The organism is Allostigmatella hybrida, assembly GCF_020103775.1.
GTDB lineage: Bacteria > Myxococcota > Myxococcia > Myxococcales > Myxococcaceae > Hyalangium > Hyalangium aurantiaca.
The window spans coordinates 133,246-156,967 of the sequence record NZ_JAHXBH010000002.1 but is presented as its reverse complement, the minus strand read 5'-3'; the positions used below and the strand labels follow the sequence as shown (position 1 = coordinate 156,967).

Here is a 23,722-nt window from a genome sequence, read left to right as displayed (position 1 = left end):
GGACGAGTGGCCAGAGGAGCTCCGAGTTCGCCAACTCCCGCCGCTGTGACCTTGCACGCTGGGTTCAACTGCTCTGCGCGATGAGGGACTACCTGCCCTGATAGGTCCTGGTCTCGCTGCTGCGGTTTGAGTCTCCTGGCCAGCGTGTGGCGCTGCCTCGACGCTCGCGCAGAGCGCGGCCGGGGCCACGGGGGACGCCATGATGCCACGCTGGCTGATTTCATCCTTGCTGGTACTGCTCGTGGGCTGCGGTACGTCCTCAAGGGCTGTGCGCCTGGAGACGGGCCAGGGCCAACCCATCGTCTTCACCCCGCGCATGGATACCGCGCCGGTGGAGTTGGACGACGAGGAGTTCGAGGAAGCGGTCCAGCGCCTAGCGCGAGATGCGCCAGTCTCGATGCACCTGCGGGAGGCTGCTCTGCGGCTGTTCGAGGATTCCTTGCGGCCTCGCGCCTGGTCGCACCTGCGAGGGAGTCTGGGAGTCGTTTCGGTGGAGGAGCCGCAACGGGGCCGTCTCCTGGTGCCCGAGGCGCCGGAGGAAACGGAGCTGGCGAACGCCTACGGACGCTGGTGCAAGCGCAAGGGCACCCCTGGCGACTGCCTGCGCCTGCTGGAGCACGGCCCCAGGCTGGACGAGGAGGCACGGCGCACCCTGGCCTTTCAATTCGCTCTGGATTCGGTGTGGGACGAAACCGAGGAGGCCTTGAGGGAGCTGACGAGCAAGGAGGCCATGATTGCCATGCTCTCCACCACGGGAGCCGTCTACTTTGGCCTGTGGCTGCTACCGGAGCCGGTGTCCAAGGGCGTGGCCGCCGTCCTCACGCTGGGGCTCGTCGCCTACCTGGGATGGGACACGGTGTGGAGCCTCATTCAAGGCTTCCGGGTACTGGCCGCCCAGGTGGAGACGGCCACCACCTTCGATGAGATTCGGGCTGCCGGAGAGAAGTACGGCAAGGTCATGGGGAAGAACGCGGCGCGGGTCTTCGTCATGCTGGCCACTGCGGCGATAGGCAGCACGGCGCAGACGATGGCCGCGAAGTTTCCCACGATGCCCGGCTCCGCGCAGGCCTCACGGGTGGGCGCGGAACAGGCGGGCTTCCGGCTGGCCGCGGTGGGGGAGGTGGACGCGGTGGCTGTCTCCTCGGGCGGCGTCATCACCATCGGGCTGGACCCGGGTGCCGTGGCGGTGACGGCACGGGGCACGAGCGCTGCGGCTTCGGGGCCGGTGGATGCCCAGGGACACGAGCACCACATCGCTACCAACAAGTGGAAGGACGCCACGCACAGCGGGGGTCCATGGACGCAGAAGTTCGAGGACCTCTTCGCGCGGGCTGGGATGTCGCTGGACGATGCGGCCAACAAGGTCCGCGTCAGAGGCCACAAGGGGCCTCACCCACCGGAGTACCACCAGGAGGTCTACCGCCGCTTGCAGCGAGCAATGCGCAGGTGCAGGAGCATGCAGCAGTGCCGGGAGGCCTTGACGGCGGAGCTGAAGGAATTGGCCTTGGAGATCGCGATGCCGGGCTCCAAGCTCAACAAGTGGGTCACCCGGACCGAGTGACGCAAGGAGCTCTACATGGAGAGGCGGTACTTCGATCTTCACGATGACGTCTACATCCAGGGGCGTTGGGAGCTGGGAGACCCGACCGACTCACAGGACCGAGAGGTCGATGACCCATGGCAGTTCGCGGATGGCCGCCCCGTGCGTATCGAAGAGCCGCTCCGGGTGCCTGTCACTCATCCAGGCACGCCGCTCGACTTCTCCCTGGCGGGCATCGGTGTCACCCCCATCGTCCACAAGAGGGTGGCTTCCCTCCTCGCGGAGCTGGCTCCTGACGACGTGCAGCTCATCCCGGTGGAACTGGAGGGCCAGCCCGAGCCGTACTGCATTCTCGTCGCCACGCGTGCCATTCGGTGTATCGACGACCAGGCCTCTGCCGAAGTGAAATACTGGAAGCCAGAGGACGGACAGCCCGACAGGGTCGGTGAGTACCGGGCCGTTCACGGCATGCGCATTGACCCTGCGAAGGTGGGCGATGCCAAGGTGTTCCGTCCTTGGGGATGGACGGTGGCCCTCATCGTGTCCGAGGACATCAAGGAGGCCCTGGAGCGCGCGGGTGTCACGGGGGTGAAGTTCACGGAGGTCACCGGCCCGAGCGAACTCAGCCCGGAGGAGCGAGAGAGGAACCGGAAGCTCATCGAGCTGCGGGAGCAGACGGACGCCGCCCGAGAAGCCTTCTGGCGCACCTTGGGGCGGTTGGACGAGGAAGTCATCATCCCCATCGTCGTGGGCGGCTCATGGCCGGCCCGGCGCCAAGTCTGGCGCATCATCCACCGCCCGAGCGGGCGCACCCTGCTGGTAACGGACGGGTTCTCGGACTACTTCGCGGACCACGTGGAGCCGTCTGTGGGCTTCGGCCTGGAGTTGGCCCTGGAGACGGACGAGCCCCTCCAGGACGCCGAGCAGAGCTGGCCTCTGTTGCTCCTGGAGCGGGTGGGAGACGAGGTGGCAGAGCACGAGCGGGTGCGCGAGAAGGTGAAGACGGGCTTCCTGTCCATGGAGGTCTCCGGCAAGGGCCTGCCCGAGTCGCTCGTTACCCAGGAGGGCAGGGTGGGGGTGTTGCTGGGCATGGAGCCGAGCACACTCCCCCGGGCCTTCTCCATGCCGGCCGGCGAGGTGCGGCTCGTCACCGTCAAAGTGCTGCTGCCGGCAGAGCTGGCCTACCTCCTGGAGCACGGGAAGAAGGGCCGGGACGAGCTGCTGCGGCGCTTCAGCCAGGAGGGATATGGGCACCTGTCCCGTGTCTGGCGGAACCCGGTTGTGTAGCTGGCTAGAACCGGGTGGTTGTGTTCCCTTGGTGTGTGAGGATGGGCCGGATGGGACTCACAAGATCGGAACAGATGGCCCGCATCCACAGGGACTCGCTTGCCTCGCTCTCCAGCTACATCCATCGCCGGCGCCGATAACGGAGCCCGCCTTCAGATTCATGGACGGCGTTCGGCAGCTGGGGATGCTCCATCGCGATTTCCAGCTTCATCGCCGACTCTGCCGTCCCTTATGACTCTGAAGGGCCTGGAGAACTTGACGCAGTCGGACGATGGTTACGGGGCGCCCGTGTAACCCAGCAGAAATCGCTCCAAGGCCGCCTCCTTGACCCGGACCGCGTTGGAGATTCGGATGTGGGGCAATGTGCCCCGTTCGCACAGCCGGTACACGGTGGCGCGGCACACGCCGAGCCGCTCCGCGACCTCCCGGACGGTCAGCAGCCGGCCAGGACCCGAGGCCACCGGCACCACCGGGGTGGAGCCCAGCAGCAAACTAGCAGCAAAAATCTTGGTGTCCTGGGGTACTGGATGGGACGGCTGGACAACCCCGGGAGAAGAAACCCGAGTATTTACGATGGGTTGCAAAGGGCTGGTAACCGTTGGACGGCCCCCGGGGTTCCTTGGGGTGCAAGTGGTCGCAGGTCCAAATCCTGTCGCCCCGACCATCGAAGGCCCTGGAGTTTCACCGGTTTGCCGGTGGGCTCCAGGGCCTTCACCTTTTGGGCTCCGGGACTCCAGCAGCAAGCAGGGCTGGTGGAACCTCCGGGAGAGATGCCGGAGCCATGGTTCGGAAGGCGAGCTGGTTGAGCCCCTTGCGCATGTCCTCCACGTCCAGGTGGCCGTAGATCTCGGTGGTGGTGGCCGGGTCTGAGTGGCGGAGGATCCGCTGCACGGTGGCCAGCGGGACGCCCGCCTTGAGCAGCAGGGTGGCAGTGGTGTGCCGCAGATCGTGGAAGCGGAGCGGCCGAGGGAGCGCCCGGGGCCAGAGCTTCATGCCGCAGCAGGGGCAGGGCTCGGACACCGCGTGGCTCTTGCGCTCCGAGTGACCGCCCCCCTTCCTCCGGCAGACGTGGCGGTAGCTGAGAAAGCGAGCCCTGGGCGACTCACGGGCCTGGTGGCCACCGGGCTTATGAAAGAGGAGGGGATCCCTCCCAAGAACATCACCTTGAGCATCGGGAAGCATGCCGGAAACTTCGTCAATGTGTTTCAGGCCCGCAGCTATCGCTCCAAAGCTGAGCCCCTCAGCCCCGGCGCGACGGACATGCGCGTGGTGATCGAGGCGGACGCACCGGAGGCAGAGAGCCGGGGCAGCTTCACGCTCAAGGTGTGGGATGCGGAGGGGACCCGGAGCGTCATCGTCACGGGTGTGACGTACCCGTAGATTGGAACCCTCCTCGATCTGGAGGGCGTCTCGTGGCTCCTCTGCGTCTGGTCGTTGCGGTCTTGTTCCTGGCCCTGTCCACCACTTGCAGCACGACGCCCGTGGCACGCTTCGACACGGGGCAGGGCCAGCCCCTCATTCACATCCCCCGCACGGGCGAGTCCAAGCCGGTGGAGTTGGGGAAGGAGGAGTTCACTCAGGCCATCGCGAAGGAAGTCCGGCGGATAAGGCCTTCGTTTGGTGGCTCGATGTCCGCGATGAACGCTTCAGGCGGCGGAGGCGGCGGCTGCTCCTCGACACCGGGTGGAAGAAAGCTCACGGAACACGCGCAGGAGAGCCTGAGACGCCACGGCTTCAAAGAGCCGCTCTCTCAAGTTGACGACATCATCGAAAACAACACCCGGACGACCACACAGGCGGACGGGGCCACCGTGTACATTCAGCACGCTGGTGGGAGAGGACGCTCCTACAACATTGCGATCGTCAACGAACAGGGTGAGATTGTGACCACGATGCGGAACTTGGACCCGAAGGCACTCCGCAAACTGGGCCAAAACTACGGGTTCAACCCGGATCCCTAGCGAGTTCAACGCCATGCATACCGAGTGCTCCCTCATCGCCAGAGGCTATCGCGCTGACTTTCGCTTCACCCTCGCGGAAGCGAATCGCCTTGTCGATCTGGAGGTTGGCATTGGCCTGGCCGATGGTTCACAGCGCCTCGCCACCTCGACCGCCGGGTACATCCCGGTCAACGACATTGTCCGCCTCGCCCGTTACTTCGAGGATCATCTGGCGTCGCTTGCAAGGAACCCCGACACGCAATCAGAGGGCTTCGTTCCCCTCGAATTGAACTTCGAGCTTCAAGCCATGGAAGGAGAGGTGCGCGCCGGAGGCGACGGCGAGTTCACACTTCGTGTCATGGTGAATGTCACGGGCACTGGAAGCCCGAATGGGAGCGTGTACGTGGGCTGTGAAGGCGTCATTGACGCCGCTCACGTTCGTGATTTCACCACGAGGCTTCACGAACTTGCCTCCCAGTTCGCTGCCGATGGCCGCCGTTGACCGAGTACCGCCCATCCCCGCAGCAGCGCGGGAAGGCCCATCAGCAAGGCCCCCAGGGCATGCCCCACGTCCTGGACGAGGTGATACCAGGGCCCATGCTGGCGAAGTGGCGGGTACTTCCTCGTCGAGTCCGTCCTCAATCCCACCTTCCAGGACGGGAAGGACACCGGCCGCTCTGGCTCGGGGACGCTGAAGATCATGTACGGCCTGGAGGGCCGCTGGCTGGACGAGTTCTATTCACGCGCGGCCTGATTTCGCCGACTCGCTCCACGAGGGGTGGAGCAGCGACAGATTCTCATCCGATGCGGTTCGTCCGGGTCGGAGAGTCAGCGCCATAGTCACCCGTCCGAACAGCGGTTTCGTTGTCTCCGAGGAGATCAAGGAGGCCCTGGAGCGCATCGGGGCCACGGGACGAAGTTCAAGGAGGTGTAGCCTCGTCGCTGTGGTCGTCTTCGGCTTCTCCTCGGTGCTGGGATCCCCCGTTGACCAAGCCCTTGGCTGCTTATTGCGTCAAGCGGCTTCACCCGTGGGCTTTTGTGTCGAAGCACCAGCGGCATGCTGACGCAGGAGCCGGACGAGTACGGAGAAGGCCAGCTTCGGCGGGACTGCATTGCCGATGCAGTGCGCGAGGAGCCCTCGGTTCGAGTTCGGCCCGAACTTGAACCAGTCTGGGAAGAACTGCACTCGCGCCGCTTCGTGGGGAGTCAGCGTTCGCGGCTCCGAGGGATGAAAATAGCGCCCCTGGCCAGGGCTACCGAACCCCGTGGTGATGGTATGAGCAGGCTCGTTCCAGTCGAGCCGCCCATACATCGCTCTGTAGCGATGCGTGGGATTGTCGCGATGGCACCTCGGCCGGAGATGATTAGGCAATTCGTAATCCTCCGGATGCGCGAGCAGATACCTGGCCCTCTTCAGATTCTCGGGACTCAGCTGGGCCGCAGTGTCGAAAACCGACTCGGCAGGGAACCGCTTCTTCTGAAGGTCCTTGATGGCCCATCGAAGTGTTCGAGGCTTGGCGATCGGCGGAAAATCCAGAAGCCCTGGGAGCTTCTCGCCGCGGTAAGCGACCAAGATGTGGCGGATGCGTTTCTGGGGAACCCCGATGTCGACCATGCGCACCAGGCGTTGCTCCACGGTGTAGCCCAGCTTTTTGTCCAGCCACTCCGTTGCCCGAACTAGCACGTTCCCCTCATCGCGGCGGATGCCCTGGACGTTCTCGATGAGGACGTATCTGGGCTCGAGCACCTCAGCCGCACGAACCATCACCATGTACAGCTCGTTCTTCTCGTCGTGCCGACGGGTGTGATTGTTGAGGTCCGAGTGACCCTGGCAGGGAGGACCGCCCACTAGGATGTCGATCTTGCCCACCTCTTGTTGGGTCTTTTCTTCTGCGGGGGTAAGGGGTTGTCCGGGGACCAGGCCGAACCTGGAGAGAACATCGCCCCGGTCGTTCTTGATGGCGGAAGGGAAGTTCAGGTCGTAAACGCCCTGGACACGCTCGTCCAACTCCATGGCCAGGCGTACCTCGAGCCCAATGTCGCGCGCCCGGCAGGCTTCCATGGCACCGAGCGTCAGGCCTCCCGAGCCCGAGAAGAGGTCGACCAGACGCAAGGGCTCTGCACCGCCAAAGGGCAGCGGACGGACCTGCACATGGCTGCGCAGGAAGGACTCATCGTCGCCGTCGATTTCATCCAAGCCGCTGCTCATCGCTTCGTGACACCTGCCTCGGAGAACCGGCGCACCAGGGCCTCTGGGTCGCGCAATGCGCACTGCCATACCACGATAACCCGGTAGCCGAGGCGCCTGAGCGCCAACGCTTTCCGCGCATCCCGGCTCCGATTCCCGGCCAGCTTCGATTTCCAGAAAGCGCTGTTGCTCTTGGGCACAGTCGCCAGCTTGCAGTTGCGATGACCGTGCCAGAAGCAACCGTGGACGAAGACGGCCCAGCGCGCTCGCTTGTTGACGATGTCGGGGGTTCCGGGCAAGTCGCGGGGACAGAGCCGGAACCGGACTCCCGCCTTCCACAGGAGCCGCCGGACTTCCACCTCTGGCCGGGTGTCACGCCGCCGCACGGCCTTCATCCGGCGCGAGACTTCTTCCGAGGGCCGTACCCCTGTGCGATGGAGCGTCACGCCGGAAAGATAATCACGCCACATCGGATTTCAGCCGAGGAAGACCTGGAGGCTCCGGGCCCGGCGCAGCCGCCTGCCTCCATCCGGAGGGTGCTCGTGGAAGTTGCGGGGGTGCACTACCCGGCCGTGGGCGCGCCGGTCCTCCGTCCGTTCGAGCTCGAAGAAGTACACCGGCGCTCCGGCGGTCACTGCTCCCAGTCCCCGGGCAGGATTCAGCCCGTCGACGATGACGAGGTTCCCGTTCGGCTCGCGCAGTTCCACCGTGTCGCCATGGGCTCCTGTCGCGACGCGCTCAAGAGTACCCCACACGTCCAATTGAGGCTCCTGCCCAGGAAGCTGTGGATGCGTCCAGGCACTGGGGCCCGACTGAAGGTAGCGTCCGCACGAGGGCCGTAGGCGGCAGCCACGGCACTGAGGGCCCGGCTCGGCCAGGTCCCTCGCACCGAGGGCCTTACCCTCCGGGAGCTCTTCGGAGATCGTCTTGAGCAGGGCTCGCGTTTCACCGCGCTCCGTTCCACCCCACGGAACGGGGTGGCGATCGTCTCCCTCGAGGAAGAGACGTACGGACGCGGCCCCGGCCGCTTCGGCGGCCAGGGCATACAGCCGCACCTGGAGCGTCGCGTCCGGCAGCAACTGTCCCTCGTCGTCATGCAGGCGGCCGGACTTGAAGTCGATGATGTCGAGGGTGCCCGGCACCGTCTGCTCGACGCGGTCGGCTCTTCCCCGGAGCCGCAGCGAGGGCGCAACCAGCCAGGCCTCGTCTCCCGTCTCAAGCCGTGGGGTGTCAGGTCCCTGGCCCGCGGGCACTGCCAGCAGATCTCCCAGCGGCCGTGCGGGCCCGTTCTTGCCCTGAAGCACCAGCCGCGCGGCCCACCGGCGGAGGCGCAGCTCCCGGAGCTCCCAGGCCCTGATCCCCATCGCTTCACGCAGAGGACCGAGTGCCGCGGTGCTTGCGGTCCCAGCCAGCTGAGCTTCTGCCTGCCGGGTGATGTCCGCCAGGAGCAAGGAGCAAGCCTCCTCCGCAGTCAGCTCCGCTCTCCAATGGCCTTCGCTCAGCTCCCGCCGCACGTGGTGCACGATCGTCCCGGCTAGGGCGTGAACGCCCGGTGGAAGGAGCGCGGAGGCGCTCCGCTCGCCCAGCACCGAGAGCTTGCAGCGGCCCAGCGCCCCGAAACGGGAGGGCGAGAAGAAAGCGGGTACCTCCACTCTTTCGATCGGTTTCGGGAGCGGAGGCGGCCGCGTCATTGATGACTCCGTGCCTCGCTGACGATCTTCTCGCGCACCAGCACCTGGCGGCGCAGCAGGTTGAATGTGTCCCAGCACAGTGGCAGTCCTCCCGCCTTCTTCGCCTCCGCATACGCCTGCGCCAGGATCGTTCCCGGGGGCGGTCCATTCTCCTGGCTCCAGTCCCAGAGCGGATGCCGGACGAGGACCCACGGGGTGAGCTCACTGCCTTGTTTCCGGATCCGGAAGGCGGGCACGTCGCCGAAGCAGGTGCTCTTGCCCCCGAAGCGGTCGGCCATCTGCCGCGCCAGTTCCTCGGCGAGCTTCGGCCAGCGCGCGAGCTCCACGTACGCCTTGAAGTCTCCCTTCAGCAGGCCCACCCGGTAGTCCGGGTCGACCATTGCCCGGATGAACGCCAGCCCCAATTGCCAGTCGAGCAATCCGTGGAAGGGCTGGTTGCCGTAGCGCCGCAGGCAGCGGTAGCAGGACGAGTCGCACCCCGTATGCTTCTCGTGGAGGAACTGCTTGAGCGGGTACCTGTTCTTCGCCTCAAGGATGGACTGGACGAGGCTCGCGATACGCGGCTTGCCTCCTTCCTGCTGAACGAGCCAGTCGCAGTAGCCCGCGCCGTTCACGAGGTGATCGGTGATCTGCAGCAGTGGCCGGGGGTCCTCCCGCATGTAGCGCCGAGGCTCCAGCACGTCGAATTCCTCGGGATCGATGTCCAGCTCGAAGGCGGCCCGGCTGGCGATGATGAAGCTGGCTGACATCGCCGCCGCGCGGATGCCCAGCCAGCGTGTCACCTCATCGTCGGCGACGGCATCGTCCACGCGTGAGTACAACCGGTAGAGAGCTAGGCCGTCCGTCGTTCCGTGAGTGGCCAGGTAGAGCGAGTCCGTCGTCTTCGGCGCCGCCAGCCACATCTGTATCTCTTGCGGCTCGGGCGCGAAGTTTCGCACCCGCTCGTTCAACTCGCTGTCCATGCAGATGGCCTGGTGCTCGAGCTTCGCGCCCAGCAGGCTGTCCGTGCCCTCCCTCACGCTGAAGTAGCGCCCGGCGTTCTCGTGGCTGGGCCCGCGATTGAGCCGGAACGTGCGGCTGTTCTGGTACTTGAAGGGCAGCCGCCAGGTCCCCGTGGCACCGAAACCCTGGGCCTCCTCGAACTGGATGCGGGCTGCCTCGGCCTGGATGGAGCGATGGCGCACACCGCCGTCGGCCTCTTCCTCGGTGGTGCGCGGGAAGAGAGGAAGGTCCGTCCGGAAGGCGTTGGGCACGCGGCAACTGCGGCGCGCGCCGAGGTCGAGCACCGCGCCGCACTCGCACTTGGTGACCGCCTCCTGCTTCGAGAGGTCCGTCCAGGCCTGGCACACCGTGCACTGTACCAGATCGAAGACGTGGCCGAACGCCGAGCCCTGGATGGCGTAGATGGCGTCTTCGCCTTTCCGGCCAATGGGGGGCGTGAGGTCAGGGGTGAAGCCCACGGCGAGGTGCTCGCGCTTGTCGATGACGACGGTGGAGCCGGGGGCGAACTCGTAGATGGCGACGTCGATGTCCCGGTCCACCTTGCTCCACTCGCGCTCCCCCCCATTGCGCCTCAGCCCCATGTACAACTCGCGCACCCGGGTCGGCATGCCGTACATGGGCAGCAGGCCGTATTCGGCCAGCACGTGCGCGAGGCCCGTCTGCTTGATGCGAGCCACGGCGGCCCTCATGTTTTTCATGAGCTCAGGCACGTCCACCTGGAAGCGCAGCGAGCTGCCCTCCTCAAGCAGCCGTGCCAGCTGCCCGGCGTAGCCCCGCTCCTGCTCGAGCGCTTTCTCCGTCCGGGCCTGCCAGTCGCTGTCCCGGAAGAGGACCGTGGGCAGGTACTCGCCGTGGATGTCCGGTGGGCTCATCAGGTCGCCCGGGAAAGGCCGCCCCGCTTTGCGCTCCTCGTCGCGCAGGCGCCTGAAGGCACTCCACAGCCAGCCCTTGCGGACGAGCCGGCCGCCGATGTTCTCCATCCGCTTGGTGAGGAATGGCGTGGGGGGGATGTCCCCCGTCATGGCCTTCGGCTCGCGGAAGTAGAAGACGTCGTGGCTCTTGGTCCGGCAGATCGTCAGGGCCAGGGAGAAGGCTTGGCCACGGCGTCCCGCGCGGCCCACGCGCTGCTGGTAGTTGAAACGCTGCGGGGGCATGTTCGCCTGGAGGACGACCTGCAGTGGGCCGATGTCGATGCCCACCTCCATGGTCGTCGTCACGGCCAACAGATCGATCTCGCTCTTGCGCTTGAAGAGCAGGTTCTGCCCCCCGAGCACGAGCTCTCCCTGCTCCTCGGGGCCGTCGTCACTCGTGCCTTCGAGCTCCGACAGCCGTGGAACGAAGATGCCTCGGAACTCCCGCTGGCGCTCGGCGGGTTTCTCCGTCTGCCCGGTGAGCTCCTCGCAGTGGAGCCGGAAGGCGCCGTGGCCGTCCTCGCCCACCTGGACGGTGGCGCGCTGGATGCGGCGTGCCAAGAAGTTGCGCACGTGCAGCCGGTGGACCTCGTCCTTACGCAGCCTGCTCCAGTCGAGCTTCGCGAAGCAGCGTGTGCAGACCCCAGCGCCCGGGTGCAGGTGGACACGGGAACACTGCTCGCACCGCACGTACTGGGCCTTGTCCGAGACGGTCTGGATACGGACAGCGGGCATGCGGATGAGCCCGTCCCCGTGCCCCGCGTCCGCCAGCTCGTCGAGAGCCGTTTTCAGCTGCACCTCCCAGTTGGTGGGCCACGCCTGCTGGGCGAATTTCTTCACCTTGGGACTATTGACCTGCGCGGCCTCTCTCCACTCATCGGGCATCTTGGGCTTGCCCATGGCGTCCTTCTCGGCGAAAGGACTCGGCCAGTACCGGTAGGCATCGGACATGACGCGCACCAGCGCGGCCAGCTCCGCGGCTCGCCGCTGCTTCTGCTCAGGCGAGCCCGGCAGCCGCTCGAGAGGTACCGTCACGTACCCCAGCCCCGACTCCTCGATGGAGAAGTACGTCTTGCTGAAGACGACGTCCGTCATGACGCGGTGCACGGAGGTGACGAGGTCGAGGCGGGCGTTGCCCATGGCGATCGCCTCGTCCGAATTCTCGGACGTCGCCCAGGTAATCTTCCCGGTCGCGGGGTCCAGCGAGAGGAGCCGGTTCCACGGAAAGCGGAGCGTCACGCTGGTGCCGGGCGCCTGGCCCGCGGGGCGGTCGACTCCCACGCCGTCGTAGGGATGGACACCGAACCGGGCCATGTCCGCGATCAGCGTGGGAACCGGGGACTCGGGAGTGAGGCGCTGGTGCTCGGCAATACCGATGATCTCCGAGAGCAATGCGCTCGGATCGAGCAGACTCGCCAGCCGACTCCTCGCTTCGGCGAGCTCCTTCGCGCGCTTGTCCCTGAGCTTGACGGAGGCCTGCGCCGCAGCCACCGACTGCTCAAGCACGGCGCACTCGATCTCAAGCTCGGCCCTCTCCGCCGCGCGGCCGTCGAGGTAGTGCCGCAGCGTCCGTACGAGCAGCTCGCGGCGGATGTCCTGGTGGTGGTTCTTCTCGATGGAAAGCGCGGCCTTGGCCGCGTCCTGCCGACTGTCCGAGAAAGACACCAGCTTGGGAGCCTCCACCGGGTTCGAGACACGTTGCGCGTCGAAGAGCTCGGTGGCCAGCAACTGCGTCGTCTTGGCGAAACCTGCCCGGAAGTTCCGCAAGGGAGACAGGCGGTAGCGCTTGTCGAGCCGACCTTTGTACGAGGTGAGGCAGTTGGGGCACGAGTAGGGCACGTTGGTGCCCGGGGACTCCCAGTTGCGCTTGTGCCCGGCATCCGTGCCGCTGCTCTCGAAGTACCAGCCCTCGAGGTGCTTGCTGGGGTCGAGGTCCGAGTCCTTCATCTTGTCCCGATTGAGGATGCCCCCGGTCTCCCGCTCGATGACCGCCCGCAGCCACTGGCCCTTGTCCTTGTCCTTGCCGTCCGCAGGCGCGTCGGCGGGACGGTTCCTGGAATTGGGCCAGAAGAGGGCGTATTGCTTCCAGGAGAGATCCTCGAAGCGCTGAGAGGCGGCGTCGTCCGGTAGCCCCTCAAGCTTCGGCTCCTGGGGTAGGAGCTCAGCCAGGTAACTGCCCCTTGAGAACTCGGCCCGCATGCCCCCGAAGAACAGCTCGCCGCAGCACTCGCAGTAGACGAGCTCGAAGAGCCTGTGCTCCCGGGCACCCTGGGGCGTCTCGATGGCGATGCGGTGAGCCTGCTCGATGGTGAGCTGGCCCACCTCGGCTCGCCGGTCCACCGCCGTCTTCGGAGAGCCCAGGCCCTTGTATGCCGGAGCGTAGAGTCCCTCGATGCTCCGGAAGAAGGTGTGCACGCGGAACGAGGGCAGATCGAGGCCCCGGAGGTAGTCGAGCGCCTTCAGCCCATCCGCCGCGCCGCGAGCGAAGAGCAGCCCGCGAAGGGCCTCCAGGTGCTCCGTGGTCGTGTGCCCCGGCTCATCCGTGGGAGGCCCGAAGAGCTTCTCCGCCAACTCGCTCAGGGGTTGTGCGCGTGAACGCTCCTCGTCCTGCTGCCAGCATGCCCACAGGAGGCGGTCGGTTGCTTCCGTGAGGGCCTCGGAGATGGCCTGGGACAGCGGCTTGTCCGCGCCAGTCCCGAGGGCCTTGCAGACGTGCCTCCACGCGCGCTCAAGCGGTTCGGCGTCCTCGGGAATCTTCGCGAACAGAGGCTGAGCCAGGGGAACGTCGGGGTCGCCCCATCCCGGGAGCTGGTGCGCCGCGAGCAGCTCGCGGAAGGGCGCTGGCTCCAGCCGCACCTTCGCTGATTCGGTGGTGGGCCCGTAGCGGCCTTTCTTCTCGTGCCCGGAGACGATGGACTGGCGCCACAGCTCCCTGGACTCCTTCTCGCCGCGCTCCGCGGGGGGCAGGCCAAACGGGCCGAACATGTCCCACAGATACTGGGAGCTCTTGTCCGCCTCCGCCTGCGGAGCGGCGGGGAGCGAGGCGCTCGAGGCCAGGATGCGGATCTTGCTCCGCTGCTTCGCGCTCTGGGTGAGGCCCAGCCGCTCGAGCAGCATCCGCAGCAGGAAGGACACCTCGGTACCCGCGGCTCCTCGCTGCAGGTGCAACTCGTCGAGCACGAGGAAAAAGTACGTATCGTCCTGCTCGAGCCACTTGCGGGTCTGCTCGAAGATGGGCTCTTCGACCTCACGGTTGAGCATGGCGCTCAACATGCTGACGTTGGTGATGAGGATGTCCGGCGGGTCCAGCTGCATGTCCCACCGGTTCGTCATCTCCGAGCCGTCCACCGAGGGGAACATGAAGGGAGCGTCGTCGGCCCCGGTGGCCGAGGGGGCCTGACGCGCGTCCTTGTCCGTCAGCTGGAGCTTCTCAAGCCGCTGGTGTGCCGCCGCGTCCGGAGCCCCGAAGAGTTTCTGGTAGTCCTCAAGGAGACTCGGCAGGGCGCGCTTGCCCACCGCCGGCTCCTCCGCGTAGGCGAGGAAGGCGGCCGGGTCGGCAGCGGCGCCGTGCTTCTCGCGATGGGCCTCAAGCCTGGCGTGCAGGTGCTCCTGAGCTTGTTTGTCCAGCGCGTGGAGCCGGGCCTGGATCTGCCCTTGCTCCAGGCTCGCCATGTACTCGAAGAGCTGGGTCAGACGGCGGGCGCGGCGATCCTTCTCGTCCTTCCAGAGATCTTCGTACGCCACGTCGCCGTTGTCGTCGGCCCGCTTGTGGCCCTCGATCTTGATGGACCCTCGCTGCGCCGCGGCGGCCTTTCCCTCCAGGAGAAAGGCATCTAGGCCCCGGGGGCTGCTCGTCGAGCCTGGGTGGCCAGTGACCTCAGTCGCACCAATGTAGCGGCCGAAGAAGATGCGGTTGCCATGGAAGTGCTCCTGCATGGCCTCGCGCGCCTCGGCCGAGTCGAGCGCCTTGCGCAGGCGGACGAGCTGGTCCTCGACCAGGGCGTTCATCGGGTACAGGACGAGCGCGCGGACCGCCGCCGTGCGTTTCTCTCCCGCACGGTGCCGCTCGAAGGCGGTGTTCAGAGGATGTTTCGTATCGGGCCGCTTCTGCTTGGGCAGCTCGGGGTAGCGCCGCCCGTCCTTCTCCTTGAAGTAGGGCAGGCCTGTCTCGGGATCCACCCACCAGTGATGCTTGAGGTATCCCGTCTCGGGGGCTTTCCAGCCGACGGCCTCCTTGGCGATCCGCGCCAGCAGGGGCAGCATGAAGGACTCCGTCTTGCCCGAGCCCGTGCCAGAGGTGACGACACCCGGCATGCCAGGCCGCACGCCCCGGTGCAGCATCTGGATCTGGTGGCGATAGGGTGAGTACTTCGCTTTGCGCTTCAGCGGCAGGCCGCCCTTCTCCCGAGGCTCCGAGCCGAACAGCCCCGCGAGGGCCAAGTCGACGAAGGCGCGCCGCGCCGGCTCGGAGAAGTCGGCCAGGGGCCCCTCGGGCGAGGTGTCCAGGTAGAGCGCGTCGAAGGACAGCTCCGCGGGCTCGTACCGGGGAATGGCCTCGATGAGCGGCTCGGTGCAGAAGGTGCCGGGCTGGCGCAGCAGCCGGCGCCGCTCCTCGGCCACGCTCTCGTCACCGATGCGGAAGGCGGTATCGAGGTAGCTGATGTAGAGTTCGCGGATGCGCTCGAAGTTTCCAATTGGGTCCTGCATCACTCCACCTTCCTTTGAATCCACGACTCGGGAACTGCCCGCGCGGCCAGCGGGGCGAGCTTCCTGCCGAACGGATAGACGTATGAGGTGACCACCGGGCGGCCCGCGCGCTCCTCGATGCGTGGGCCGGGGGCCCCGGCGCCGACCACCGTGCACAGGCGGGCCAGCGGCAGGGGCAGGTGCAAGGGGGCATGGGCCATGGCGCGGAGCACTCCGCCCTCAAGCGTGAAGGGAGGCCGCCCGGCCCTCTCCGTGGCATCCAGGAGCGCCCACGCTCGGGAGTAGCTCCAGCCCACGGGCGTCCCTGCCCGGGTGACGACGTAGATGGGGGCGCGCTGGCCATCACTGCGCCGCTCGATGCTCACCTCGCCCGGCTCTTCCGCGTTCAGCTTGAAGGCGCCACTCTTCCAGCACCAGGTCGCCTCGCGCACGTACATCTCCGGAGGCTCGTCCCGCGCGAGCTCCTCGCGGACGGTGAAGTGCGGGGGAACGAGGGACGCGTCGGGCCAGTCAAGGAACTCGGGCGGGGCGAAGGCCAGCTCCCGGGAGAGGGCCTCAAGCGGCTCCACGGCTCCATCTTCCGCCTCCAGGTGGATGACGGGAGGTTGGAAGCGGTTGGGTGGCGCCGCGTAGGTCACCTGCAGGCCGCGCTTACGGCCCTCCGGCTCGACGCGCCTGGAGATTGTCCGCGGCAGCAGGCCCAGCACGGTGCCGCTGAAGCGGTTTCCCCGCCGGGAGATGACGAGCCGCGGCTTGCGGGCCACGACGAGCGTCTGCCTGCCATTCAAGCGCAGCAGCGTGTCGATGGCGCCCACCTCCGCCAGCGCCCGGAGCAGGTGGTAGCGCAGTGAGTGGTGCTCGTCCGTGTGCGTGAGCCGGGCCAGGTGCTCGTGGACTTCCCGCAGGGGGATGCCGCTGCGGCTGTGCGCGATGGAGGAAAGGACATCCAGCAGGAGTGCGGCCTCCCTGGAGTAGTCGCCGCTCACCTTTTCCGTGTCCTGGAGGTACCTGTCCAGGTCTGTCGGTGCACACTCGCTCCCTGCCGGACGGACACTGGAGTGTGCGGCCTTCACGTAGGCGGAGTGGATGGTCTGCACCTCGGGCCGCTCGTCGAGCGGCACGTACTCGGCGCCCTCCCGGACGAAGACGGAGCCGGTCCCTCCCGAGAAGGCTCGCTTCCAGTGGCGCCGGTCTTTTTGAAGAGACGAGAAGTCGTCGTCCGGCAGGACCGGTTTTTGCGCGTCTCCGACGAAGACGATCATCGTCGGGGAGTTATTGGGGCCGATGGCCAGCCACGGGAAACCCTTGTTCGGCACGAGGGACATTTCTCCGACGCCGGGCCCGAGCCAGCGCGCCGTCGCATCGAAGAACAGCATGTCCATGGTGCGGGTGCGGTCCCAGGTCGTGAAGCCCAGGGGAATCTTGTCCACCGGGCCGCGGAGGGTCTCAAGCCGGCGCGAGGTCGTCTCAAGCCAGAAGTCTCCGCTCGGCAGCCCCTTGTGGTCGATCGCGAGGCTCAGGGCATCCAGGGAGACCTTCGCCTCACCCCGGCGCTCCAGGGCATAGCCCTCGATGTGCACCTTCCAGGTCGCCGCCACGCGCAGCTCCTCAAGCGCATCGTCGAGCCCCGCGGGAAGGAGCCACTCCTCGACCTGCTGCTCGCCGGTGACGCGTTGGCACGGCAGCCACGAGCTGGCGATGGCGACCTCGACCTTCTCGGCGCCGGGCGCGTGGATGCGTGGCAGGTAGCCGTTCAGCCGATAGAAACCGCCCATTGAGGTGCGTAGCCCTCCCACGAAGTGAGGACGCTGGGGCTCCGTCGTATGGAGGAGCGTGTAGACGCCCTCAAGTCCCTCGGGCGGGGAGTCCAGCTGGTGCAGCTGGCAACCTTCGACCTCCTGCCACCCCGGAAGCGCGCACTGGGTCTTCTTCCCTCCAAACGTCCGGACGAAGGCCTCGACCCTGTCATCGCGGACGAGGGCGCGGTCGCACTCCGCCAGCTCTTCGCCATGGGCGAGCCGGTACTCGCCCGTGATGACCCGTAGCAAGGGCAGGACACCGCTCGCGAAGGTCCGCCGGGACGTCCCCGTGAGCAGCTGATCGAATACCAGCCGCTGCGAAGAGGAGGGGGCCTGCGGTACGAGCCGGTAGCGGAATTCTCCCGCATCGAAGCCGAGGGCTTCCCGGGTGAAGCCAGGCTTGTCGGGGTACTGCTCGGTGCAGGCGATGTAGAGCTCGAGCAGGTCGTCCTGGTCGAAGCGGGCCATCAACGTGGTCTGGCCCGTGCGCTCGGCCCCGCCCGTCCGTTCCAGACTGGGCGTACTCGCCTCCTGCGCCACGGCGCGCCAGAACGGGCTCTCTCCTGGATCCCGGCCGCTCTGCAGGTACTTGTCGAAGAAGCTGTCCAACTCCTTTTGGAACTCCTTGCCGAAGACCTTCTTCGAGCGGCGCAACGCCTCAAGCACTGGCGTGATGGGAGGTTTGTCCACGAGCAGATCCGCTTTCTCCAGCACAGCTCGCAGCTGTAGCCGATCCGCGTGGTTGGGAAAGGCCAGGTAGAAGGAGCGCCCGATGATCTTGCGATAGGTGTCGCGTGGTGGGAGGATCAGCTCCCGGTACCGGTCGCGATGGCGCTGCGTCCAGTCGGCAAGATCCTCCCAGACGTCTTCCAGGCTGCCGGACTCCCGGGTGGAGGAGAAGCTGCTGACCGGTCTGCCTAGCACCAGACCCATGCGGGGATAGAACTGCCCCTCGTACGGAGGGTAGCCCGATGCAACCAGGCAGGTCAGCCAGAGGCAGGCGAAGAAGTAGGGCTCTTCGTCGCTGAAGCGGCTCCAATACGCGTCGCGGCTACCGCTGCGGAGACGGTACTGGAGGTAGTAGCTCTCGAAGGTGCACCTCTCCTTGTCGAGCTCCTGGCAGATGGCATCCGAGAAGGCCTGCAGCACCTCCTGTGCACGCTCGGGGGACTCTCCCACGATGACGCAGAGTTCCTTGAGGGAAGCCGGGATGTACCTGATCGGCTCCGGACTCTGGCTTCTGGTGAACGTGTCGGCGAAGAGCCATTCGTTCCAGTCGGAGTAAGAAGCGCTTTTCCAGGGCCTCGGCGGCAGCGCCGATGGAGTCGGAGCTTCTGGAACTACGGCGGTCATTCGAATATCCCGACCCTCGATGCGGACTCACCACCAGTACAACAGCAGTGGATTAGTACAAGGGCAGTAGATCGACTCCTATTCCAGCACATTGGGCTTCCTCGCTGGGTAAGGAGCTACAACATCTGGGCCGGTCAGGCTGAAGTACTGCTGTAATACTAGGCGGTAGGCCAAGGAGCCGAAGCCGAGCGGGTGAGGGGCCCGCTGCCTCGGGCTGGATGCTAGCCGTACCGTGGGCAGAAAGGTTGCTTGAAGCATCGCGTCACGACAGGGCTTCGCATGGCCAAGCCAAGACGGGGGCTATGGTCAACTCCGGAGGCAGACAGGGCCTTGGTGCCCGTGCCCTGCCGCTCAGGAGCCTGGAATGTCCTCCGCCACCGGTGCGCACCTCGATGGAGCATAGCAGACATTGGCCTACATTTGATTCTACGACGAAGTTCCCTGAATGAATCTCTCCAAGGCATGAGGATCTACTCGCACTGCATTGGAGAGCCGGATGTGGGGCAATGCGCCCTGTGAGCACAGCCGGTACACGGTGGCCCGGCATACTCCTAGCCGCGCTGCGACCTCCCGAACGGTCAGCAGCCGCCCAGGCTCGCCGGCTCTAGGCGGCAGCAGGGCAGGGCGCAGCAGCAAGGTAGCAGCAAAATCCTTGGTACCCTGGCCTACTGGATGGGACGGCTGGACAGCTTCGGGCGGAGAAACCCGAATGATTACGCAGGGTTGTGAACCGCTGTAACGTCTGGAAGGCCTTCGATGTTCCTTGGGGTGCAAGTGGTCGCAGGTTCGAATCCTGTTGCTTCGCCCATCAATGCTCGCTGTGCGGAGTTAGCGGCTACTCAGCAGCCTGCATGGCCTTCACTGGCGAGACCCGCGTCGCCAAAATTGCTGGGTACAGGGTGGAGAGCACGCTCACCCCGAGCACCATCACGTACCCGGCAATCAGGTTGGCCGCCGAGATCGACGGAAACAACCGGGGCCCCGAGAAGAAGAAATGTATCTCGTCGGAGGGGGCGGGGAGCCCGGTGTGGCCCAGGTATTTCATGAGCAGCACGCTGGCCAGCGCTCCAAGCGATCCGAAGGTGGTGCCGAGGAGAAGGGTCTCCGTGATGATCATCCAGCGGACGAATCCCCGCTGGGCCCCGATGGCACGCATCGTCCCGATCTCGTGAACCCGCTGGAGTGCCGCCATCATCATGGCGTTGTTGATGACGATCAGCGCCACCACGAAGATCATGAAGACCCCGAAGTAGAGCGCGGCCTTGACCACCAGGGTGAACTGTCCAATGAGGCCCGAAGCCTGCTTCCAGGTGGCGATCCGGATGGGCAGGCCCTTGTCACGGGCGAGCTGTTCCAAGGAGGGCGCCACCGCGTTCAGGGAGTTTCCCGGCTTGAGCATCACCGCCGCGCTGATGACCACGCTCTGGGCCAGCTCCTCCTGGGTGTACGTGTCCCCCAGGGACTTGTCCTCACCCGCTTCGAACAGGGCCTCCTCGTCGATGTGAGCCGGTGCGGCATCCCCGACGAGGGCGCTGTCCTCGCCGAAGAACTCGGCTTCGGCACTGGCCCTGTCCACGTCCTTCACGCCGCTCTGGGTTTTGATGCGCTCGATCTCGCGTGCTTCCTCCTGGCTCTGGCCTCCCTGGAGCTTCTGGAAGGACACCAGGTCCATCAGGTTCACCGTGCCCGCGAGCGGCGATTTCTCCAACCCCTTGAACTCGATCGTCCCATAGAACGGGACGTTGACCGATTGGACGTATCCACGCGGGCTCACGTTCTGGACCGTCACCACGTCGCCAATCCGAATGCGGTAGAGCGACAGGAGCGGCGCCACCTCGGAATAGAAGAGCTGGTAGCGCTCCTGGAAGTTCTCGTCGTTGGTGTTCAACAGCAGGGCCAGCAGCTGGGCGGGATCCTGCTCGCCCACGCCGAGCCTTCGTTGCAGGCGTGACACCAGCTCCTGCGTCTTCAAGCTGTCGAGCTGGAACAGGATGTCCCGCACCTGCTTCTGGTTCCGGGCCACATGGCGCCGCAGCTCGGGGTCCTCCGCGATGCGGCGTCCCTTCACCGTGACGGCCTCGTTCAGGAGGTCGAGCCGGCGCGCGATCTTGAGCTTGAACTTGTCCTCGTAGAAATACTGGCCCAGCAGCAGCCCTCGCTTGCCGGGAGGTACCTGGGTGCCTTCCCGCAGTTGCATGCGATCGAAGGTGGCTTGAAAGGCCTCCAGGTCCGTTCCGATGTAGCGGATCTTGATGGTCTCCGCGTCGATCACCAACCGGGCGATCCGGTTCTCCAGGAACTCCAGTGCGTCCAGGGGATCGCGATCGAACGCTGCCCAGAATGCGTCCGAGGCCGCGCGGTCCAGCGCGGCGAACTCCTCGGCATCGGTGGAGCTCGTGGCCACCTCGCGCGCGTTCCGGAGATCCTCCTGGAGGACGCGGACGCTCTGCTGCGCCAGCCGCTTGAGACCGAGCACCTGTTCCTCGGGGGCCTTCGTGCGGATGGCGTTCCGCAACCGCGCGAACACGTCATCCAGGGCATTGCCGGAGAGGACCAGCCCGTTGCTCACGTTGGCCGGTACGATGCTCAGGACCTCTGGCCTCGCCAGCAACTCCCGCTTGACGCGGGGGAAGTCCTCAATGGCGGGCAGGACCTGCGCCGCGCTCAGGTCCAGGTCCTCCTTCGCCTGGCTGGAGTAGACCTGGAGATCACCGGTTCCGCTGCCGATGAGGCTGCGGGTCATGGCCCCATCGATGCTGTCCAGCATCGCCCCGCCCGCGACCACGAGGGCCGTGCCCACGAGAATGATGCCGCCGATGACGAGGTTGAGCGTGCTCGTGAACAGATTGCGGAGCGCAATCTGCACCAGGATCATCAGGGGGCCCATGGGGTCTCCGTGCCTTGCATGTGCGCGGGGCTGGTTCAGCGCGGCGCGAAGCGGATGGCGCCATCCAGCCGGATGGTCTCGCCGTTGAGCATCGTGTTCTCCACGATGTGGAGCACCAGCGATGCGAACTCATCCGGGTGGCCCATTCGCTTCGGGAAGGGGACCTGCGCTTCGAGTCCCTCCCGGACGTCCTTGGGAAAACCGCTCATCATGGGCGTGTCGAAGAGCCCTGGCGCGATGGTCATCACCCGGATTCCGTGCTCGGCGAGATCCCGGGCAATGGGCAGTGTCATTCCGATGATTCCCGCCTTCGACGCTGCGTAGGCGGCCTGGCGGGCCTGTCCGTCGTAGGCCGCGATCGATGAGGTGTTCACGATCACTCCGCGCTCGCCGTCGGCGTTCGGCTCGTTCTTCGCCATCTGGGCGGCCGCGAGCCGGATGCAGTTGAAGGTGCCCACCAGGTTCACCTGGATGGGCCGGAGGAAGTCGTCCAGCTTGGCGGGCCCGAGCGCCCCCAGGGTGGGCACCGAGACGCCGATGCCCGCGCAGTTGACGAGGATCGACACCGGTCCCAGGGTCTGCTGAACGGATTGGAAGGCGGAGGCGACCGCCGAGGCATTGGTGACATCCGCCGCGAGGAACTGAGTGGGCTCACCGAGCTCCTTTGCCACCCCGGGCCCCTGCGAGTTCGGGCGATCCAGCAAGGCCACCTTCACCCCCGCGGCCACCAGCCGCGCCGCCACGGCTTTCCCCAGTCCCGAGGCGCCTCCGGTCACGGCCGCTACCGCCCCCTGGAGCTTCACGGCTGGCCCTCCGTGGCGATCCGCAGCTCGGTCGTTCCCCGGAGCCGATGCGCCACCTCCAGCCCGCGCGTGCGCGCCTCGGTCAGCAGGGTGTCGGACTCCTTCATGCGCGGCGAGTCCGTGGGGGACTCCGGGCCCACGATGTGCGACAGCCAGGGCTCGAGGCCCATGGCGTAGTTGTAGAGCCGCTTGGCGCCGAGGAGCTCCAGCAGCCGCACGCCTTCGCTGGCGTTGCTCCCCCGGCACCGGCGGTTCTTCTCCGCGCGGCGGTCGCGGCGCTTGGGGAACAGGGCATCGATGGTGAACGTGAGCGGAGAGCCCTCGTTCTCGGTGTTCATGAAGACCGTCTGCACCTCGCCGACCGCCTGGCGGATGTTGCGGTAGAGCGTGTCGTCCAGGTTGGCCGAGTCCGCGGCGAAGAGGATCTGCTCCTTGCCCGCGCGGATCAGGTACGCGCTCTTCGCGTGGGACAGGTCTCCATGCTCTCCCAGGAAGGGGATGGCGACGATTTCCCCATCGGGCAGTGGCAGCGAGTCGAACATCTCCAGGTCGACGACCCGCTTGTAGCCCATCATCGTGGACATCAGCTTGAGCGAGACGTCCCCCACGAGCAGGCCCCGCGCGCGAGGAACGACGAGGCAGTCGATCCGCCGCCGCAGGCGCAGGAGCGTCTCGGGGTTGTAGTGGTCGGCGTGGGCGTGCGTCACGAGCGCGTAGTCGATCCGGGCCGGGAGATCCTCGTAGCTCAGGCGCGATTCGCCCCCCGCGCGCGGCCGGACGCCGATCACCGGATCGATCAGGATGGAGGTTCCTTTCCACTCCACCAGCACGCACGCATGCCCCACGTACCGCACGCGCACCCCGGGTCCCGTCCACGTTTCGACCGGGGCAGGAGCGGGCGCCTCGGTCAGCAGGGAGCGCAGCACCTCCTCGCTCGGGACGGCGTCGCCGAGCAGCTCCTGGATGTGGCCCAGGGGCTGGGGGGTGCGCTCCAGCTCGAAGAGCGGGTCCACGCGCGCGTCCGTGAACGGCACCTTCCACTCGATCTGCCGCTCGTGGGTGAGCCGGGGCGTGGTGAAGAAGGTGCGGCGCTCGGAGTCGCGCTCCAGCGCTCCGAGCTGCAGTGCCTGGAGCTGCGGCTGGTGGTACCGGCTCTTGTACGAGAGCGGCTCCAGCACCTGGATGGAGGCGCGGTTGTTGTAGTCGTAGACCAGCTCCACGAGTCCCCGCAGGGAGGGGGGGAGCTTCTGGTACAGCGGCTCCAGCGACTGGCCCTTGGCCTCGGTCCAGAGGTACGTCTGGAACTCCTCGAACGCCTCGGCCAGCTTGAGCCCTTCCTCCTGACCGGTCTGCGTCCGCTGCAACAGCGCGCGCACTTCCGCTGCACGGGAGGCGGGCACGCCCACGAACGAACCGCCGTTGATCTCCCGCTCCGACTTCTCGTGGAAGGCCGGGTTCTGGAGGTACGCCTTCAGCAGGGGGAGCTGGAAGTTGTACGCGTTGAGGCACGCGGGAATCGGCGCGAGGGTGAGCCACCAGGCCATCCAGTGGTTGACCAGGGGCTCGATGCAGGTGTGCTCGGACAGGCGGTAGGTGGCGGACATGAGGACTCCG

Annotated in this window: 15 protein-coding genes and 1 pseudogene; 5 read left to right on the top strand and 11 right to left on the bottom strand. The window is 66.4% G+C overall.

Translation table 11 applies throughout. From position 1 onward, the window contains the following. The first annotated feature begins 199 nt into the window (after positions 1 to 199). Positions 200 to 1,561: an AHH domain-containing protein gene (locus KY661_RS05890; RefSeq protein WP_225409276.1), complete on the top strand. Its 1,362-nt coding sequence runs from the start codon at positions 200 to 202 to the stop codon at positions 1,559 to 1,561. 15 nt (positions 1,562 to 1,576) lie between these two features. Further along, on the top strand, positions 1,577 to 2,827 hold the full coding sequence (locus KY661_RS05885) for an imm11 family protein (protein ID WP_225409275.1): 1,251 nt from the start codon (positions 1,577 to 1,579) through the stop codon (positions 2,825 to 2,827). Between the two features lie 275 nt (positions 2,828 to 3,102). On the opposite strand, the gene KY661_RS05880 is transcribed toward KY661_RS05885, so the two are convergent. Both KY661_RS05880 and KY661_RS05875 read right to left on the bottom strand, forming a co-directional pair. Beyond that, complete coding sequence (locus KY661_RS05880; RefSeq protein WP_225409274.1) at positions 3,103 to 3,318, bottom strand: helix-turn-helix domain-containing protein; 216 nt, start codon at positions 3,316 to 3,318, stop codon at positions 3,103 to 3,105. A 220-nt stretch (positions 3,319 to 3,538) separates the two neighbouring features. After that, entirely contained in the window at positions 3,539 to 3,847 is a 309-nt protein-coding gene (locus KY661_RS05875; RefSeq protein WP_225409273.1) for a tyrosine-type recombinase/integrase, read from the bottom strand. A 144-nt stretch (positions 3,848 to 3,991) separates the two neighbouring features. Here KY661_RS05875 and KY661_RS05870 point away from each other — a divergent pair, with 144 nt between their 5' ends. The 3 genes and pseudogenes from KY661_RS05870 (at position 3,992) to KY661_RS05860 (ending at position 5,269) form a co-directional block, all read left to right on the top strand. Then, the gene (locus KY661_RS05870) at positions 3,992 to 4,207 is read left to right on the top strand and encodes a DUF2381 family protein (RefSeq protein WP_225409272.1); all 216 of its coding nucleotides are present in this window, start codon (positions 3,992 to 3,994) and stop codon (positions 4,205 to 4,207) included. A gap of 32 nt (positions 4,208 to 4,239) precedes the next feature. Next, a pseudogene (locus tag KY661_RS37880) lies at positions 4,240 to 4,464 on the top strand (AHH domain-containing protein); the annotation flags it as partial. 337 nt (positions 4,465 to 4,801) lie between these two features. Then, positions 4,802 to 5,269, top strand: a complete 468-nt coding sequence (locus KY661_RS05860) for a hypothetical protein (protein ID WP_225409270.1) — start codon at positions 4,802 to 4,804, stop codon at positions 5,267 to 5,269. Between the two features lie 510 nt (positions 5,270 to 5,779). Here the strand turns inward: KY661_RS05860 and KY661_RS05855 are convergent. The 9 genes from KY661_RS05855 to KY661_RS05815 all read right to left on the bottom strand — a co-directional run bounded on the left by KY661_RS05855 (position 5,780) and on the right by KY661_RS05815 (position 23,712). After that, positions 5,780 to 6,964: a DNA cytosine methyltransferase gene (locus KY661_RS05855; RefSeq protein WP_225409269.1), complete on the bottom strand. Its 1,185-nt coding sequence runs from the start codon at positions 6,962 to 6,964 to the stop codon at positions 5,780 to 5,782. Between the two features lie 8 nt (positions 6,965 to 6,972). Next, entirely contained in the window at positions 6,973 to 7,425 is a 453-nt protein-coding gene (locus KY661_RS05850; RefSeq protein ID WP_225409268.1) for a very short patch repair endonuclease, read from the bottom strand. A gap of 6 nt (positions 7,426 to 7,431) precedes the next feature. Then, the gene (locus KY661_RS05845) at positions 7,432 to 8,646 is read right to left on the bottom strand and encodes a PD-(D/E)XK nuclease family protein (protein ID WP_225409267.1); all 1,215 of its coding nucleotides are present in this window, start codon (positions 8,644 to 8,646) and stop codon (positions 7,432 to 7,434) included. After that, positions 8,643 to 15,266 (bottom strand): DEAD/DEAH box helicase, encoded by a 6,624-nt coding sequence (locus KY661_RS05840; protein WP_225409266.1) that lies wholly within the window; start codon positions 15,264 to 15,266, stop codon positions 8,643 to 8,645. The genes KY661_RS05845 and KY661_RS05840 overlap by 4 nt, the downstream gene beginning before the upstream one ends. Then, entirely contained in the window at positions 15,266 to 18,244 is a 2,979-nt protein-coding gene (locus tag KY661_RS05835; RefSeq protein ID WP_225409265.1) for a hypothetical protein, read from the bottom strand. Before KY661_RS05835 ends, KY661_RS05840 begins: the two co-directional genes overlap by 1 nt. Positions 18,245 to 18,844: 600 nt before the next feature. Then, entirely contained in the window at positions 18,845 to 19,054 is a 210-nt protein-coding gene (locus KY661_RS37695) for a helix-turn-helix domain-containing protein (RefSeq protein ID WP_225409264.1), read from the bottom strand. Between the two features lie 199 nt (positions 19,055 to 19,253). Further along, complete coding sequence (locus KY661_RS05825) at positions 19,254 to 21,305, bottom strand: ABC transporter permease (protein WP_225409263.1); 2,052 nt, start codon at positions 21,303 to 21,305, stop codon at positions 19,254 to 19,256. 35 nt (positions 21,306 to 21,340) lie between these two features. Then, positions 21,341 to 22,108, bottom strand: coding sequence for a 3-hydroxyacyl-CoA dehydrogenase (locus tag KY661_RS05820; RefSeq protein ID WP_225409262.1), 768 nt, complete (start codon positions 22,106 to 22,108; stop codon positions 21,341 to 21,343). Continuing rightward, positions 22,105 to 23,712, bottom strand: coding sequence for an MBL fold metallo-hydrolase (locus KY661_RS05815; RefSeq protein WP_225409261.1), 1,608 nt, complete (start codon positions 23,710 to 23,712; stop codon positions 22,105 to 22,107). Before KY661_RS05815 ends, KY661_RS05820 begins: the two co-directional genes overlap by 4 nt. Between the last annotated feature and the right edge of the window lie 10 nt (positions 23,713 to 23,722).

Excerpts from the sequence above, each read along its gene's own strand:
- KY661_RS05890 (WP_225409276.1), top strand. The coding sequence starts at position 200 with ATGATGCCACGCTGGCTGATTTCATCCTTGCTGGTACTGCTCGTGGGC.
- KY661_RS05885 (WP_225409275.1), top strand. The coding sequence starts at position 1,577 with ATGGAGAGGCGGTACTTCGATCTTCACGATGACGTCTACATCCAGGGG.
- KY661_RS05860 (WP_225409270.1), top strand. The coding sequence starts at position 4,802 with ATGCATACCGAGTGCTCCCTCATCGCCAGAGGCTATCGCGCTGACTTT.
- KY661_RS05850 (WP_225409268.1), bottom strand. The coding sequence starts at position 7,425 with ATGTGGCGTGATTATCTTTCCGGCGTGACGCTCCATCGCACAGGGGTA.
- KY661_RS05845 (WP_225409267.1), bottom strand. The coding sequence starts at position 8,646 with ATGACGCGGCCGCCTCCGCTCCCGAAACCGATCGAAAGAGTGGAGGTA.
- KY661_RS05840 (WP_225409266.1), bottom strand. The coding sequence starts at position 15,266 with ATGCAGGACCCAATTGGAAACTTCGAGCGCATCCGCGAACTCTACATC.
- KY661_RS05825 (WP_225409263.1), bottom strand. The coding sequence starts at position 21,305 with ATGGGCCCCCTGATGATCCTGGTGCAGATTGCGCTCCGCAATCTGTTC.
- KY661_RS05815 (WP_225409261.1), bottom strand. The coding sequence starts at position 23,712 with ATGTCCGCCACCTACCGCCTGTCCGAGCACACCTGCATCGAGCCCCTG.